Consider the following 14,769-nt stretch of genomic DNA (forward strand, 5'->3'; position numbering starts at 1 on the left):
GACGAGGCAAGCCACTTTGTGACCTCGAATTCCGGACGGACATTGCCGGGAGGTTCCGGACAGCTGCGACGGGAAGGTCTGCGTTGTGGATACCGCGCCTGTCGGTCGTCGCTCGGAATCAATCGGTTAACCATTCATTGACAGAGTGATTCGGATACGAGGCGCATCTCCTGCGCCATTGCCGATGTTGGAGCCTCACGCATGGTCTCGCGCGCCGAACCCAGTCTCAGTGGTCGCTGGTGGTGGTCGATCGACCGCGTCATCCTCGGTACGCTCGTGGCGCTGATGGTGTCGGGCGTCGTGCTGCTGATGGCGGGCGGGCCGCCGGTCGCCGAGCGGCTGGGCTTGTCGACCTTCCATTTCGTCAACCGGCAGGCGGTGTATCTGCTGCTGGCGATGACGATCTTCATCGGCGTCTCCTTCATGACGCCGCGCCAGGTGCGCCGCGCGGCGCTGCTGATCTTCACGGTGTCGCTCGCGATGGTGGTGGCGACGCTTTATCTCGGCGTCGAGGTCAAGGGCGCGCGCCGCTGGCTGACCCTGGGGCCGCTGGGCTCGGTGCAGCCCTCGGAGTTCATCAAGCCCGCCTTCGTCGTGCTCGCCGCCTGGGCCTTCGCCGAAGGGACGCGCCGGCCCGATCTGCCGGGCACGATCATGGCCTTCCTGCTATTGCCGCTGACGATCGTGCCGCTCGTCCTGCAGCCCGATTTCGGGCAGACGATGCTGGTGACGCTGGTCTGGTGCGGCTTGTTCTTCGTCGCCGGCCTGCATTGGTTCTGGGTGCTGGGCCTGGGCGGGGCAGGGGCCTTCGGCATCCTGATCGCCTACCAGCTCGTCCCCCACGTCCGCGCCCGCATCGAGCGCTTCATGGACAAGGGGTCCGGTGATACCTTTCAGATCGACACCGCGCTGGAAAGCTTCGCGCAGGGCGGCTGGCTGGGCAAGGGGCCGGGCGAGGGCACGGTCAAGCGCATCCTGCCCGACGCGCATACCGACTTCATCTTCGCCGTCACCGCCGAAGAGTTCGGCATCGTGGTCTGCATTCTGCTCGTGGCGTTGTTTGCCGTGATCGTGCTGCGCGCGCTGCTGAACGCGCAGAAGGCCGAGGATCCGTTCATCCGCCTTGCCGTGACGGGGCTGGCGCTGCTCTTCGGCATCCAGGCTGCGATCAACATGATGGTCAATCTGCACATGATGCCGGCCAAGGGCATGACGCTGCCCTTCATCTCCTATGGCGGCTCGTCGCTGATCTCGCTGGCGATCGGCACCGGCTTCCTGCTGGCGCTGACCCGCAAGCGACCGCGCGCCGAGGGCTTCGGCGAGTACAGGCGCTGACGGCTATGGCAAAAGCGCCCCTTGTCGTGCTGGCCGCCGGAGGCACCGGCGGCCATCTGTTTCCGGCGGAAGCCCTGAGCCACGCCCTGCACAAGCAGGGCGTGCGCGTCGTGCTGATGACCGATACGCGTGCAGCCGAGTTCGCCGGCAGCTTCCCCGCCGAAGCCGTGCATGCCGTGCCGGCCGCGACGCCGTCGGGCCGTTCGCCATTGAAGATGGCCGGTGCGCTGGTCCAACTCGGCAAGGGCGTCCTTACGGCGCGGCGCATCGTCAAGGAGCTGAAACCGGCGATCGTCGTCGGCTTCGGCGGCTACCCGACCGTGCCGCCGGTTCTCGGGGCCTCGCTCTGCGGGGTACGGACCCTGATCCACGAGCAGAATGCGGTGATCGGCCGGGCCAACCGCTTTCTTGCGGGGCGGGTCCATACCATCGCCACGGGCTTCGCCGAGGTCGGCGGATTGTCCGACGCCGCGCGGGCCAAATGCCGGCAGGTCGGCAACCCGGTGCGGCCGGCGGTGATCGAGGCCGCATCGCTTTATGCCGACCCCGGCGCCGGCGTGCTCAACCTGCTCGTCTTCGGCGGCAGCCAGGGCGCGCGGATCATGGCCGACATCGTGCCGCCAGCGCTTCAGCTGCTGACGCCCGAGGAGCGGGCACGGCTGTCGGTCGTGCAGCAGGCGCGTCTGGAGGATGAGGAGCGCGTGCGCGGCATCTTCGCTCAGGCCGGCGTCAAGGCCGAGATCGCGCCGTTCTTCAAGGACCTGCCGGCCCGGATGGCCAGGGCGCATCTGGTCGTGGGTCGTTCGGGCGCCTCGACCGTGGCGGAGCTTACGGTAATCGGGCGGCCCTCCATCCTCGTGCCCTTGCCGGGCTCGCTGGACCAGGACCAGGCGGCCAATGCCGGCGTGCTCGAACAGGCCGGCGGAACCATCCGCATCCTGCAGCCGGAGTTCACGCCGCGCCGACTGGCGAGCGAGCTGTCCGCGCTGCTTGCCGAGCCCTCGCGCTTGACTGGCATGGCCGCGCACGCCAAGAGCGCCGGCATTCCCGACGCGGCCGATCGACTTGCACGGCTCGTCATCGAAACGGCCGGCCTCTAAAGGGTCATGGTTCTTGTAACAACCTGCCGTCATCCTGGGCGCAGCGCAGCGGAGACCCGGGATCCATTCCGGAACCCATCCCTGCAAGCTTCGGGAATGGGTCCCGGATCGGCGCGGCTTTGCCGCTTGTCCGGGACGACCGAGCGGTTCAAGCGAGAATCGTCAGATTTAGACACGAGATCAAGGACATCCGAATCATGAAGCTGCCGGTCGAACTCGGCTCCATCCATTTCGTCGGAATCGGCGGCATCGGCATGTCCGGCATCGCCGAGGTGCTGCACAATCTCGGCTACAAGGTGCAGGGCTCTGACGCCGCCGACGGCGCCAACGTCAAGCGTCTGGCCGACAAGGGCATCAAGACCTTCGTCGGCCACAAGGCGGAGAATATCGGCGAGGCCGAGGTCGTCGTCGTCTCGACTGCGATCAAGCGCGACAACCCGGAACTCATCGCGGCACGCGAGCGGCGCCTGCCGGTGGTGCGCCGCGCCGAGATGCTGGCCGAGTTGATGCGGCTCAAGTCCTGCGTCGCCATCGCCGGCACGCATGGCAAGACGACCACGACCTCGCTCGTCGCGACGCTGCTGGAAAAGGGCGGGCTCGACCCGACCGTGATCAATGGCGGCATCATCAACGCCTATGGCACCAATGCCCGCATGGGCGAGAGCGACTGGATGGTGGTCGAGGCCGACGAGTCCGACGGCACCTTCCTGAAGCTGCCGGCGGACGTCGCCGTCGTCACCAATATCGACCCCGAGCATCTCGACCATTTCGGCACGTTCGATGCGATCAAGGCGGCGTTCCGGACTTTCGTCGAGAACCTGCCCTTTTACGGCTTCGCCGTGATGTGCATCGATCATCCCACCGTGCAGGGTTTGGTCGGGCAGATCGAGGATCGCCGCGTCGTCACCTATGGCGAGAATCCGCAGGCCGATTTCCGCCTGATCGACATCGACCTCTCCGGCGGACAGGCCAAGTTCACGCTGCTGATCCGCGACCGCAAGCGCGGGCGCGACGAGGTGGTCCGCGATCTGATCATGCCGATGCCGGGCCATCACAATGCGCTGAACGCCACGGCTGCGATCGCTGTCGCCTATGATCTGGGTATCCCGGTCGAGAGCATCCGCGCGGCGCTGGCCGGGTTCGGCGGCGTCAAGCGCCGCTTCACCAAGACCGGCGAGTGGAACGGCGCGCTGATCTTCGACGATTACGGCCACCACCCGGTCGAGATCGCGGCAGTGCTCAAGGCGGCGCGCGCCTCGACCAAGGGCAAGGTGATCGCGATCGTGCAGCCGCATCGCTATACGCGGCTGGCGAGCCTGTTCGATGATTTCGCCGCCTGTTTCAACGATGCCGACACGGTGATCGTCGCCGACACCTATGCGGCCGGCGAAGCGCCGATCGCGGGCGCCGACCGTGATTCGCTGGTCTCGGGCATCAAGGCGCGCGGTCACAGGCATGCGCTGCCGCTAGACAGCTCCGACCAGTTGGCCGGCATGGTGGCGGAGCTGGCGGGGCCGGGCGACTATGTCGTGTTCCTCGGCGCCGGCAACATCACGCAATGGGCCTATGCGCTGCCGGGAGAGCTGCAAGCACTAAATTGACCGCGACGCTCGGACCCTTCTCCCCACTGATCTCGGGCTTGCCCGAGATCAGCACTTTGGAGGCAGAAGTCGGGAACACCCGACTTCTGTGGGAAAAGGTGGCAGCGCGAAGCGCTGACGGATGAGGGAAGGACTTGCTGGAGCGAAAGAACTCGCCGGAGACGCTGGACTTTGCCCGTGACCAGCGCAGTCAGCCGACACGCGCCGAGGCTGCTTTTTGGCAGGCCGTCCGAAATCGTCGCTTCAATGATCTCAAATTCAAACGCCAGATGGCAATCGGCCCTTTTATCGCCGATTTCTGCTGCTTCGAGCATAGGCTGATCGTCGAGCTGGATGGCGAGCCTCATCACACCGAGGAGGCTCGTGCCAGGGATGCGTCTCGCGATGCCTTCCTGAAGCGCGAAGGTTACAAGGTCTTGCGCTTTCCCAATGAACGCGTGCTAGGAAACCTCGAATACGTTCTGCGCGAGATTGCCGACAGGATCAGTCTCGCCGGACTTCCCTCATCCGACCCGGCTTCGCCGGGCCACCTTCTCCCCCGAGGGGAGAAGGGTTAGCGCGCGGCCTTTCACGTCATGCAATTCCCCGACATCACTTCCGATATCCGTGCCGCCGCGCCAGAGCTTCGCGGCAGGCTTCTCGCCAATCACGACATGGCCGGGTTGACCTGGTTTCGTGTCGGCGGCCCGGCGCAGGTTCTGTTCACGCCGGCCGACGAGGCCGACCTCGCCTGCCTGCTGTCGAGCCTGCCGGCCGATATTCCGGTGACGGTGGTCGGGCTCGGCTCGAACCTGATCGTGCGCGACGGCGGCATTCCCGGCGTCGTGATCAGGCTGGGCGGCAAGGCCTTTGGCGAGATCGCGATCGAGGACGGCCACCGGCTGCGCTCGGGCACCTCGGTGCCCGACGTCAAGGTGGCGCGGGCTGCTGTCGATGCCTCGATCGATGGGCTCGCCTTCTATCGTGGCATTCCCGGCTGCATCGGCGGAGCGCTGCGGATGAATGCCGGTGCGCATGGCGGCGAGACGACCGATGTGCTCCTCGAGGCGCGCGGTGTCACCCGCTCGGGCGAGATCGTGACGCTGACCCATGCCGATATGGGCTTCAGCTACCGCCACAGCGCGGCCTCGACCGCCGATATCGTTTTCACCTCGGCGCTGTTCCAGGGGCGGCCGGGCGAGCAGGCCGTCATCCAGGCCGAGATGGACCGTGTCACGGCGGCGCGCGAAGCGGCCCAGCCGATCAAGGAGCGCACGGGTGGCTCGACCTTCAAGAATCCGCAGGGCGGCAAGGCCTGGCAGCTGATCGACGCGGCCGGCTGCAGGGGTCTTCGCGTCGGCAGCGCGCAGGTCTCCGAGATGCACTGCAACTTCCTGATCAACACTGGCGGCGCGACAGCCGCCGATGTCGAAGGGCTCGGCGAGGAGGTTCGCCGGCGCGTGAAGGAGAGCTCGGGCTTCGAGCTGCAGTGGGAGATCAAGCGGCTTGGGGTTGCGGCCTGAGGCGGAGACCTGGCCGGCTGTGTCCGGCGGGTAACGGACTGATTCTGCGTTAACGGACCGCAGGCGGTTTGCCCGTTTGGGGGGCTTCGGGCCGGCGGGGTTAACGCCCCGTTAACCATGACTGGTCGAGGGTCGCCGCAACGCGGAGCAACGATCTCGATGACCAGACATGTCGCAGTGCTGATGGGCGGATGGTCCGTCGAGCGCGAGGTGAGCCTGAATTCCGGCGCAGCCTGCGCCAGCGCGCTCGAGAGCGTCGGCTTCCAGGTCACGCGCGTCGATGTCCAGCGCGATGTCGGCCATGTGCTCGATCAATTGAAACCCGATGTCGCCTTCAACGCGCTGCACGGGCGATTTGGCGAGGACGGCACGATCCAGGGAGTGCTCGAGATCCTGCGCATCCCCTACACCCATTCCGGCCTCCTGGCCTCGGCGCTCGCCATGCGCAAGGACCGCGCGAAGATCATCGTCGCCGCCGCAGGCGTTCCCGTCGCGCGCGGCGTCACGATCTCCCGCTTCGAGGCGGCGAAATCGCATCCGCTGCCAACGCCTTACGTGCTCAAGCCCGTCGATGAGGGCTCCTCAGTCGGCGTCGTCATCGTCAAGAAGGGGCGCGAGCACCCGCCGCAGGAAATCGCCCGCGAGGACTGGCCTTGCGGCGACATGCTGCTGGCGGAAAGCTTCGTCGCGGGACGCGAACTGACCTGCGCCGTGATGGGCGGCAAGTCATTGGGCGTGACCGAGATCCGGGCCGCGACCGGCGAGTTCTACGACTACGACGCGAAATACGCGAAAGGTGGTTCGATCCACATCTGCCCGGCTCAAATTTTACCAAAAATTTACCAGCAGATCGAAGAGTGTGCGTTAACGGCGCATCAAGCAATCGGGTGCCGGGGCGTCAGCAGGTCAGACTTCCGATACGACGACGAGACCGACACTCTCGTCTGGCTGGAGGTCAACACGCAGCCCGGCATGACCGAGACCAGTTTGGTGCCCGAATTGGCTGCCCACGCGGGCCTGAACTTCGGTGAGCTCGTCAAATGGATGGTGGAGGACGCCTCCCTCGATCGGTGAAAGCGGTGAAAGCCATGTCTGCTTCGCGTTTACCGATTCCGGCTCCCGGGCCGCAGCTGCTCATAGGCGAGCGGTCGGGCCGGTGGCTGCGCAGGTCGCGCCGCAGCGCAGTTTCGGCGCCGCTCTCGCAGCGCCTGCCGCGCAGCCTCGGCACCTGGCTGGCGATCGGCTTCCTCGGCCTGAGCCTCGGTTGCGGCACCGTGATGGGTGGGCATCTCGAGACGCTGCAGGAGAATTACGGCGAGCCGCGGCACATGCTGGCCCGCCTGTTTGGTTTCGGAATCGACCGCGTGACCATTTCGGGCATCGCGGAACTCTCTGAAATCGAGGTGCTCGTCGCCGCCGGCATCGATCCGAAGACCTCGCTGGTCTTCTTCGACGCCGACGAGGCGCGCAAGCGTCTGGAGGCCACGCCGCTGATCCGCGAGGCCACCGTACGCAAGCTTTACCCGGGCGAGGTCTCGATCACGCTCAGCGAGCGCGAGCCCTTCGCTCTCTGGCAGGTCAAGGGCGAGCTCTTCGTTATCGCCGCGGATGGGACTGTGATCGACAAGATGGATGACGGACGCTTTGCCCATCTGCCGCTCGTCGTCGGAGCGGATGCCAACAACCGGGCCCGCGAATATCTCGCGCTGCGCGCCGAGGCTGGCGAGATGGCGCCGCATATCCGCGCCGCGACCCTCGTCTCCGGCCGCCGCTGGACGCTGAAGCTCGACAACGGCATGGATGTCCGCCTGCCCGAGACGCAGGCCGGTGCCGCCATGAAGCGCCTCGTCTCGCTCGAAAAGGACTACCGCCTGCTCGACAAGGACCTGCTCGCGATCGATCTGCGCCAGCCCGACCGGGTGGTCATGCGATTGACCGAGGAGGCCGCCAGCGCGCGCGCCGACCAGCTCAAGAGCAAAACCAAGAAGAAGGGAGGCGAGGCATGAACCTCACCTCTCAGGGCCTGACGCCGCGGATGCGGCCGCTGTCGTCGCGCAAGAGCGCGACCTTGTCGATTCTGGACATCGGCACCAGCAAGGTCGTCTGCCTGATCGCCGAACTGAACCCGGCCGAAGCCAATGAGCGCCTGCGCGGCCGCACCCATGTCGCGCGTATCATCGGCATCGGCCATCAGCGTTCGCTCGGTCTCAAGGGCGGCGCGATCATCGATCTAGAAAGCGCCGAGCGCGCCATCCGCGCCGCGGTCGACGCGGCCGAGCGCATGGCCAAGGTCGAGGTGCAGTCGGTCATCGTCAATCTGACCGGCGGCCGCCTGACCTCGCAGCATTATCAGGCGGGTGTCGACCTGCGCTCCGGCTCTGTCGGCGACAGCGACGTCAAGCGCGTGCTGGCGGCGGCCGCGACCCATGCCATCCGCCCCGGCAAGGCCGTGCTCCACGCTTTGCCGACAGGCTATGCGCTGGACGGCGTGCCCGGCGTGCTCGATCCGCGCGGCCTCATCGGCGGCAAGCTTTCGGTCGACATGCATGTCGTGGCCAGCGAGGCTTCGGCGGCGCGCAATGTCATGCTGGCGGTCGAGCGTTGCCATCTCGAGGTCGAGGCCGTCGTTGCCACGCCCTATGCGTCCGGCCTTTCCGTGCTGGTCGATGACGAGGCCGAAATGGGCGTCGTCGTCGTCGACATGGGCGGCGGCACCACCAGCCTCGGCGTGTTCTCGGGTGGGCATCTGATGCATGCCGACGCGATCGCGGTCGGCGGCAATCACATCACCATGGACGTGGCGCGCGGGCTCTCGACCCGCGTCTCCGCCGCCGAGCGCCTCAAGACGCTGCACGGCTCCTGCATCTCCAGCGCGTCCGACGAGCGCGACATGATTTCGGTACCGCAGGTCGATGACGACGAGCGCGACATGCCCAACCATCTCGCCAAGTCGCACCTCGTGCGAATCATCAAGCCGCGCGTCGAGGAAATCCTCGAACTGGTGCGCGACAGGCTGAATGCGGCTGGCTTCTCGGCCCAGGCCGGTCGCCGGGTCGTGCTGACCGGCGGGGCCTGCCAGCTCACCGGCCTGCCGGAAGTGGCGCGCCGTATTCTCGGCGGCCAGGTCCGCACCGGACGGCCGCTCGGCATTCGGGGCCTGCCGGAAGCCGGGAAGGGACCGGCTTTCGCGGCCTCCGTCGGGCTGCTGGTCTACCCGCAGGTGGCCCATGTCGAACATTTCGAACCGCGTGCCGGCGCGACCTATTTCGCGACCGGAACGGATGGCTACTTCTCGCGCGTCGGGCGGTGGCTGAAGGAAAGTTTCTAGTGAGTACCGGTTCGCGGCCGTCGGGTAAGGCGAACCAGAGCGTCAAATGTAGCAATCGGGACGGCTCCCGCCAGGCGCCGGACAAAGGATCAAAAGAGGCAACCATGGCGATGAATCTGCAAGCCCCGGACATCCGGGAACTGAAGCCCAGGATCACGGTGTTCGGCGTCGGCGGAGCCGGCGGCAACGCCGTCAACAACATGATCGAGGCCGGTCTCGATGGCGTCGATTTCGTCGTCGCCAACACGGACGCCCAGGCGCTGGCGCTCAGCCGTGCCTCGCGCATCATCCAGATGGGCCTGCAGGTCACCGAGGGTCTCGGCGCCGGCTCGCAGCCTGAAGTGGGGCGCGCGGCGGCCGAGGAAGTGATCGACGAGATTCGCGATCACCTCGCTGGCGCGCACATGGTCTTCATCACTGCCGGCATGGGCGGCGGCACCGGCACCGGCGCAGCCCCGGCCATCGCCCGCGTCGCCCGCGACATGGGCATCCTAACCGTCGGCGTCGTCACCAAGCCGTTCCAGTTCGAAGGCCACCGCCGCATGCGCATGGCGGAAGCCGGCATCGGCGAGCTGAACGAGGCGGTCGACACGCTGATCGTGATCCCGAACCAGAACCTGTTCCGCGTCGCCAACGAGACCACCGGCTTTGCCGATGCCTTCGGCATGGCCGACCAGGTGCTCTATTCCGGCGTCGCCTGCATCACCGACCTGATGGTTCGCCCCGGCCTGATCAACCTCGACTTCGCCGACGTGCGCGCCGTGATGCGCGGCATGGGCAAGGCGATGATGGGCACCGGCGAGGCGCAGGGCGAGAAGCGCGCGATCACCGCAGCCCAGGCCGCGATCAACAACCCGCTGCTCGACGACGTCTCGATGAAGGGCGCGCGCGGCCTGCTGATCTCGATCACCGGCGGACGCGACATGAAGCTCTATGAGGTCGACGAGGCCGCCACCCGCATCCGCGAGGAGGTCGATTCCGAGGCCAACATCATCGTCGGCGCCACCTTCGACGAATCGCTCGAAGGCGTCGTGCGCGTCTCTGTCGTGGCGACCGGCATCGACAAGCCCGTCACCACCCAGGCCGAGATGGACGAGACCGAAGCTCGCATCGCCCAGGTCGCCGAGCGGCTGAAGGCCGAAGCGCGCCTGCGCAGCACGGCTTCTCCCGCCCGTCAGGCGCCGCCGGCGGCTCCGATCGAGCGCGAGGAGATGCGTCTGCCGCTGACCATCGACACGCAGCGCCCGGCTTCGATGTCCGAAGGCGTCCGCATCGAGCCGGCCCAGCCGCGCCCGGTGATGGCTGCCGCCCCGGCGCCCGAGCCCATGATGATGGAAGCGCCCATGCATTCGGAAGAGAGCTTCATCGCTCCGATGCCGGAACGCGCCGTGGTGCGCCCGACCCGCATGCCGCGAATCGAGGATCTGCCGGTTCCCGCGCAGAATCAGATCAACGCCAGCCGTGGCGCGCAGCCCGCGCCGCAGCCGCCGGTCTCCGCCGACCAGAAGCGCATGTCGCTGATGCAGCGCCTCGCCTCCGTCGGTTTTGGCCGCAAGGAAGAGGAGATGCACGAGCCGCAGCTTCCGGTCCGGCAGGCTCCGCAGGCGCCGGCGATCCCGCAGGCTCCCAGCGCTGCGCATGCCGAATATATGCGCCGCCCGGCACAGCCTGTCGCACGTCCGGCGCAGGGTCAGCTCGACCAGATGGGGCGCTCGGCACCGAATCGCAGCAGCGAGGAAGATCACCTCGAAATCCCCGCCTTCCTGCGCCGGCAGTCGAACTGAAACGACACAGGTTCTAACGGCACTGCAACAAAGCCCCGGCGCGCCACTCCGCGCCGGGGCTTTTGCGCGTTAAAAAATCGTTATTGTTCAGCGTGTTACAAAGGTGTCTGCGCGGCCTATCCGTTGTTACACAGCGAAAGAAAGCGTGATTTTGTGAGCCTGCTCCGAGAGCTTATGTTGCAGCCGCATCAAAAGGATATGGGCGCCGGGGAAATCCGGCGTACCGCTTCAGAGGTATCGCCAGCGTTTGGCCGTTTCGGTGTCTAGGCACATGAGAGCGCGACGTCAGCGATCAGGATTGGATACCGGAATGAGCTACGATCGGCAGACGACCTTGCGCGCTCCCGTGATGCTGAGCGGTATCGGTGTCCACTCCGGAACTCCTGCGGGCATCTGCCTGAAGCCGTCCAGCGCCAATTCCGGCGTCGTGTTCCTGCGCAAGGGGAGCGATGGCGCTCCCTCCCAGCTCATCCACGCCAAGCATACCAAGGTCAGCGCCACCGAGCTGTGCACCGTGATCGGCGATCGCGGCGCGGCCTCGGTGTCGACCATCGAGCATCTGATGTCGGCCTGCTCCGGATTGGGCCTGGACAATGTTCTGGTCGAGATCGACGGGCCGGAAATGCCGATCATGGACGGCAGCGCCTCGGAATTCGTGGCTGCGATCGAAGCAACCGGCCTCGTCGCGCTCGGCGCCTCGCGGCGCTATCTCAAGATTCTGCAGCCGGTGCGTATCGAGAACGGACGCGCTTTCGCCGAGCTGTCTCCGGCCGAGCAGGGCTTCCGCCTCGATGTCGAGATCGATTTCGACACCACCGTGATCGGCCGCCAACGCAAGATCTTCGATCTTGAGCCGGTCGCCTATGCGAAAGAAATTTCCCGCGCCCGCACGTTCGGTTTCATGCGCGATGTCGAGCAGCTCTGGAAGGCCGGCTTCGCGCTCGGCGCCTCGCTCGACAACACCGTCGCGATCGGCGAGGACAAGGTCATCAACCCCGAGGGTCTGCGCTATGGCGACGAGTTCGTGCGCCACAAGATCCTCGACGCCGTCGGCGATCTCGCGCTGGCCGGCTATCCGATCATCGGTGAGTTCCGCTCCTATTGCGGCGGCCACCGGATGAATGTCCGCATTCTGGAAGCGCTTTTCGCCGACCGCGCCAATTATGCGATCGTCGAGGCCGAGCCGGTCTATGCCGCGCCGCGCGCCGTGCAGATGGCGGCGTCCGCGCCGGCCGCCTTCGCGCCCGACGTTCACTGATTCAGTTTGCACTGAGCCAGCTTGCACCGACACGCTCGCGGCCTGCGGCCTTTCATTCGCCCGTTTTCTGTCGGACATGCGGCGTCGAGCGCGGATTGCGCCGTTTCTGCTTTCGGCAGTGGCGCGTGGCTGGCGTCTGAGGTAAGGCATGCTTCCCCAAAAGCGGGGGACGATCGAAAGAGGACCGAGCGTGAGCGTCATCAAGCAGACCATTCCGACACTCCATAGCGGCGAATCGATGCGCAAGGGCGTGGCCCTCGTGCTCGGCGTCGCCTTGCTGCTCGGCGGCTGCGACACGATCTCGTCGCTCAACCCCTTCGACAAGCCCGAGGTCTACAAGCCCGAGGTCACCGAGGTGGTCCCGGCCGACAAGCTCTACAATGAGGGCCTGGCGCGTCTGCAGAATGGCGACAGCGAAGGCGCCGCCAAGAAGTTCGACACCATCGACAAGCAGGCGCCGTTCTCGCCCTACGCCAAGAAGGGCCTCATCCTCGCCGCCTACACCAACTACCAGGCCGCGAAATGGGAAGAGACGATCACCGCTTCCAAGCGCTTCATCGCCCAGAATCCGGCGAGCCCGGATGCGGCCTATGCGCAGTATCTGATGGCGATGTCCTATTATAACCAGATCCCGGATGCGACCCGCGACCAGGAGCGCACCGAGCGCGCCATCGCCGCTTTCGAGGAGCTGGTCGCGCGCTATCCGAAGTCCGAATACGTCCTTGATGCCAAGGAAAAGATCATCGTCGCCCGCGACCAGCTCGCCGGCAAGGAGATGAATGTCGGGCGCTTCTATCTCGAGAAGCGTAACTATACCGGCGCCGTGAACCGCTTCCGTGACGTCATCACCAAGTACCAGACCACGCGCCATGTCGAGGAGGCGCTGATGCGCCTGACCGAGGCCTATATGGCGCTGGGCATCACCAACGAGGCGCAGACGGCAGCCGCCGTGCTCGGGCACAACTTCCCCGACAGCCCGTGGTACAAGGATGCCTATGTCCTGCTCGAGAGCGGCGGATTGCAGCCGCGCGAGGATCGTGGCTCCTATATCAGCCGCGCTTTCAACGGGTTCTCGCGCGCCGTGACCGGCATCGTCGGATTCGGCAGCCTCTAGACGAAACCGCATGAGGTTCGACTGCGCATGCCCCTGTCCTTGAGCCTGCGCTGAGCGCCATGCTGGCGCATCTGTCGATACGTGACATCGTCCTGATCGACCGGCTCGACCTGAGCTTTCGCGACGGGCTGAGCGTGCTGACCGGTGAAACCGGCGCCGGCAAATCCATCCTGCTCGACGGTTTCGCGCTGGCGCTCGGCGGGCGCGGCGATGGCGGCCTCGTGCGCCATGGCGAGGCGCAAGGCCAGGTCAGCGCCGTCTTCGATCTGCCGCTCGACCATGCCGCGCGCCGGCTGGCGCAGGCGCAGGAACTCGACACCGATGGCGATCTGATTCTGCGCCGGGTGCAATATGCCGACGGGCGCACCCGGGCCTTCGTCAACGACCAGCCTGTCAGCGTGCAGATCCTGCGCATGATCGGGGCTGCGATCGTCGAGATCCATGGCCAGCATGATGACCGGGCGCTGACCGACCCGGCCCAGCACCGCATGATTCTCGACGGTTTCGGCGGCTCCGAGGCGCTGGCGGAAGCCGTGGCGGGCGCAAGCGAGACGCTGAAGCGTGCGCGGCAGGCTTTGCAGGCGCAGCGTATCCGCGTCGAGGCCGCGCGCAAGGAGGCCGATTTCCTCACCCATGCAGTTGCCGAACTCGGCAAGCTCGCGCCGCAGCCCGGCGAAGAGGAGGCCCTGGCCTCGACGCGGCAAGGCATGATGCAGGCCGAGAAGGTCGCGCGGGACCTGATCGACGGCTATGAGGCGGTCGGCGGGCAGGCATCGCCCGTGCCCGCTCTGTCTGCCGTGCTGCGCCGCTTGGAGCGCCGCGCCGGCCAGGCGCCGGCCCTGATCGATCCGTCGCTGGCAGCGCTCAACACGGCGATCGTTGCGCTGGAGGAGGCGGGCGAAACCATGGAGGCGGCGATGCGCGCCGCCGAATATGACCCGCGCGAGTTGGAGCGGTGCGAAGAGCGGCTGTTTGCCCTGCGCGCGGCCGCAAGGAAATATGACGTGCCCGTCGACGGCCTGGTCGTGCTCGCCGAGAGCATGGCCGCCGATCTCGCAGCCCTCGACGAGAGCGAGACCTCGCTTGGCCGTCTCGAAGCCGAGCTGAAGGAGGCCGAGGCCGCCTTCGTCAAACAGGCGACCGCCTTGTCCGCTGCCCGCAAGCAGGCGGCGACGCGGCTCGACGGCGCCGTCAAGCTGGAATTGCCGCCGCTGAAACTGGAGCGGGCGCGCTTCATCACGAAGGTCGAGAGCGACGAGACCGCGCGCGGGCCGGAAGGCTTCGACCGGGTGGAGTTCTGGGTCGAGACCAATCCCGGAACGCGGCCGGGCCCGATGATGAAGGTTGCGTCCGGCGGTGAGCTCTCGCGCTTCATGCTGGCGCTGAAGGTCGTGTTGGCCGAGCGCGGTTCGGCGCCGACGCTGGTTTTCGACGAGATCGACACCGGGGTGGGCGGCGCGGTCGCCGACGCCATCGGCGAGCGGCTGGCACGGCTGGCGCTCAAGGTTCAGGTGATTTCGGTGACGCATGCGCCGCAGGTCGCGGCCAAGGCCGCGCAGCATTTCCTGATCGCCAAATCGGCGCTCGATGGCCATGAGACCTCGCGCACAGTGACCCGCGTCACCGCGCTCGTCGATCAGACGCGACGCGAGGAGATCGCCCGCATGCTGGCTGGCGCCTCGATTACCGAAGAGGCGCGCGCGGCGGCCGGGCGCCTGCTGGAGGCTGCGGGCCTTCGGGGTTAAAG

12 protein-coding genes are annotated in these 14,769 nt (G+C 66.5%); all 12 read left to right on the top strand.

Going from position 1 to position 14,769, the window contains the following annotated elements:
* The first annotated feature begins 201 nt into the window (after positions 1–201).
* The 12 genes from C4S73_RS08025 (at position 202) to recN (ending at position 14,767) form a co-directional block, all read left to right on the top strand.
* Positions 202–1,335, top strand: coding sequence for an FtsW/RodA/SpoVE family cell cycle protein (locus tag C4S73_RS08025; protein ID WP_103871980.1), 1,134 nt, complete (start codon positions 202–204; stop codon positions 1,333–1,335).
* Positions 1,336–1,340: 5 nt separating this feature from the next.
* Entirely contained in the window at positions 1,341–2,435 is a 1,095-nt protein-coding gene (gene murG, locus C4S73_RS08030) for an undecaprenyldiphospho-muramoylpentapeptide beta-N-acetylglucosaminyltransferase (protein ID WP_103871981.1), read from the top strand.
* 197 nt (positions 2,436–2,632) lie between these two features.
* Complete coding sequence (murC, locus tag C4S73_RS08035; protein WP_103871982.1) at positions 2,633–4,036, top strand: UDP-N-acetylmuramate--L-alanine ligase; 1,404 nt, start codon at positions 2,633–2,635, stop codon at positions 4,034–4,036.
* Between the two features lie 134 nt (positions 4,037–4,170).
* Positions 4,171–4,593: an endonuclease domain-containing protein gene (locus tag C4S73_RS08040; protein ID WP_244595500.1), complete on the top strand. Its 423-nt coding sequence runs from the start codon at positions 4,171–4,173 to the stop codon at positions 4,591–4,593.
* A gap of 18 nt (positions 4,594–4,611) precedes the next feature.
* Positions 4,612–5,538 (top strand): UDP-N-acetylmuramate dehydrogenase, encoded by a 927-nt coding sequence (gene murB, locus C4S73_RS08045; RefSeq protein WP_103871983.1) that lies wholly within the window; start codon positions 4,612–4,614, stop codon positions 5,536–5,538.
* Positions 5,539–5,697: 159 nt separating this feature from the next.
* Positions 5,698–6,612 (top strand): D-alanine--D-alanine ligase, encoded by a 915-nt coding sequence (locus C4S73_RS08050; protein ID WP_103871984.1) that lies wholly within the window; start codon positions 5,698–5,700, stop codon positions 6,610–6,612.
* Positions 6,579–7,544, top strand: coding sequence for a cell division protein FtsQ/DivIB (locus C4S73_RS08055; RefSeq protein ID WP_103871985.1), 966 nt, complete (start codon positions 6,579–6,581; stop codon positions 7,542–7,544). The genes C4S73_RS08050 and C4S73_RS08055 overlap by 34 nt, the downstream gene beginning before the upstream one ends.
* Positions 7,541–8,866 (top strand): cell division protein FtsA, encoded by a 1,326-nt coding sequence (gene ftsA / locus C4S73_RS08060; protein WP_103871986.1) that lies wholly within the window; start codon positions 7,541–7,543, stop codon positions 8,864–8,866. Before C4S73_RS08055 ends, ftsA begins: the two co-directional genes overlap by 4 nt.
* Positions 8,867–8,970: 104 nt before the next feature.
* Complete coding sequence (ftsZ, locus tag C4S73_RS08065) at positions 8,971–10,650, top strand: cell division protein FtsZ (RefSeq protein WP_103871987.1); 1,680 nt, start codon at positions 8,971–8,973, stop codon at positions 10,648–10,650.
* A gap of 310 nt (positions 10,651–10,960) precedes the next feature.
* Entirely contained in the window at positions 10,961–11,908 is a 948-nt protein-coding gene (lpxC, locus tag C4S73_RS08070) for a UDP-3-O-acyl-N-acetylglucosamine deacetylase (protein ID WP_103871988.1), read from the top strand.
* A gap of 238 nt (positions 11,909–12,146) precedes the next feature.
* On the top strand, positions 12,147–13,022 hold the full coding sequence (locus C4S73_RS08075; RefSeq protein WP_103872408.1) for an outer membrane protein assembly factor BamD: 876 nt from the start codon (positions 12,147–12,149) through the stop codon (positions 13,020–13,022).
* Between the two features lie 59 nt (positions 13,023–13,081).
* Complete coding sequence (gene recN, locus C4S73_RS08080) at positions 13,082–14,767, top strand: DNA repair protein RecN (protein WP_103871989.1); 1,686 nt, start codon at positions 13,082–13,084, stop codon at positions 14,765–14,767.
* The last annotated feature ends 2 nt before the right edge of the window (positions 14,768–14,769 follow it).

Origin of the sequence: Allobosea lathyri (genome assembly GCF_900108245.1) — a bacterium.
Taxonomy (GTDB): Bacteria; Pseudomonadota; Alphaproteobacteria; order Rhizobiales; family Beijerinckiaceae; genus Allobosea; species Allobosea lathyri.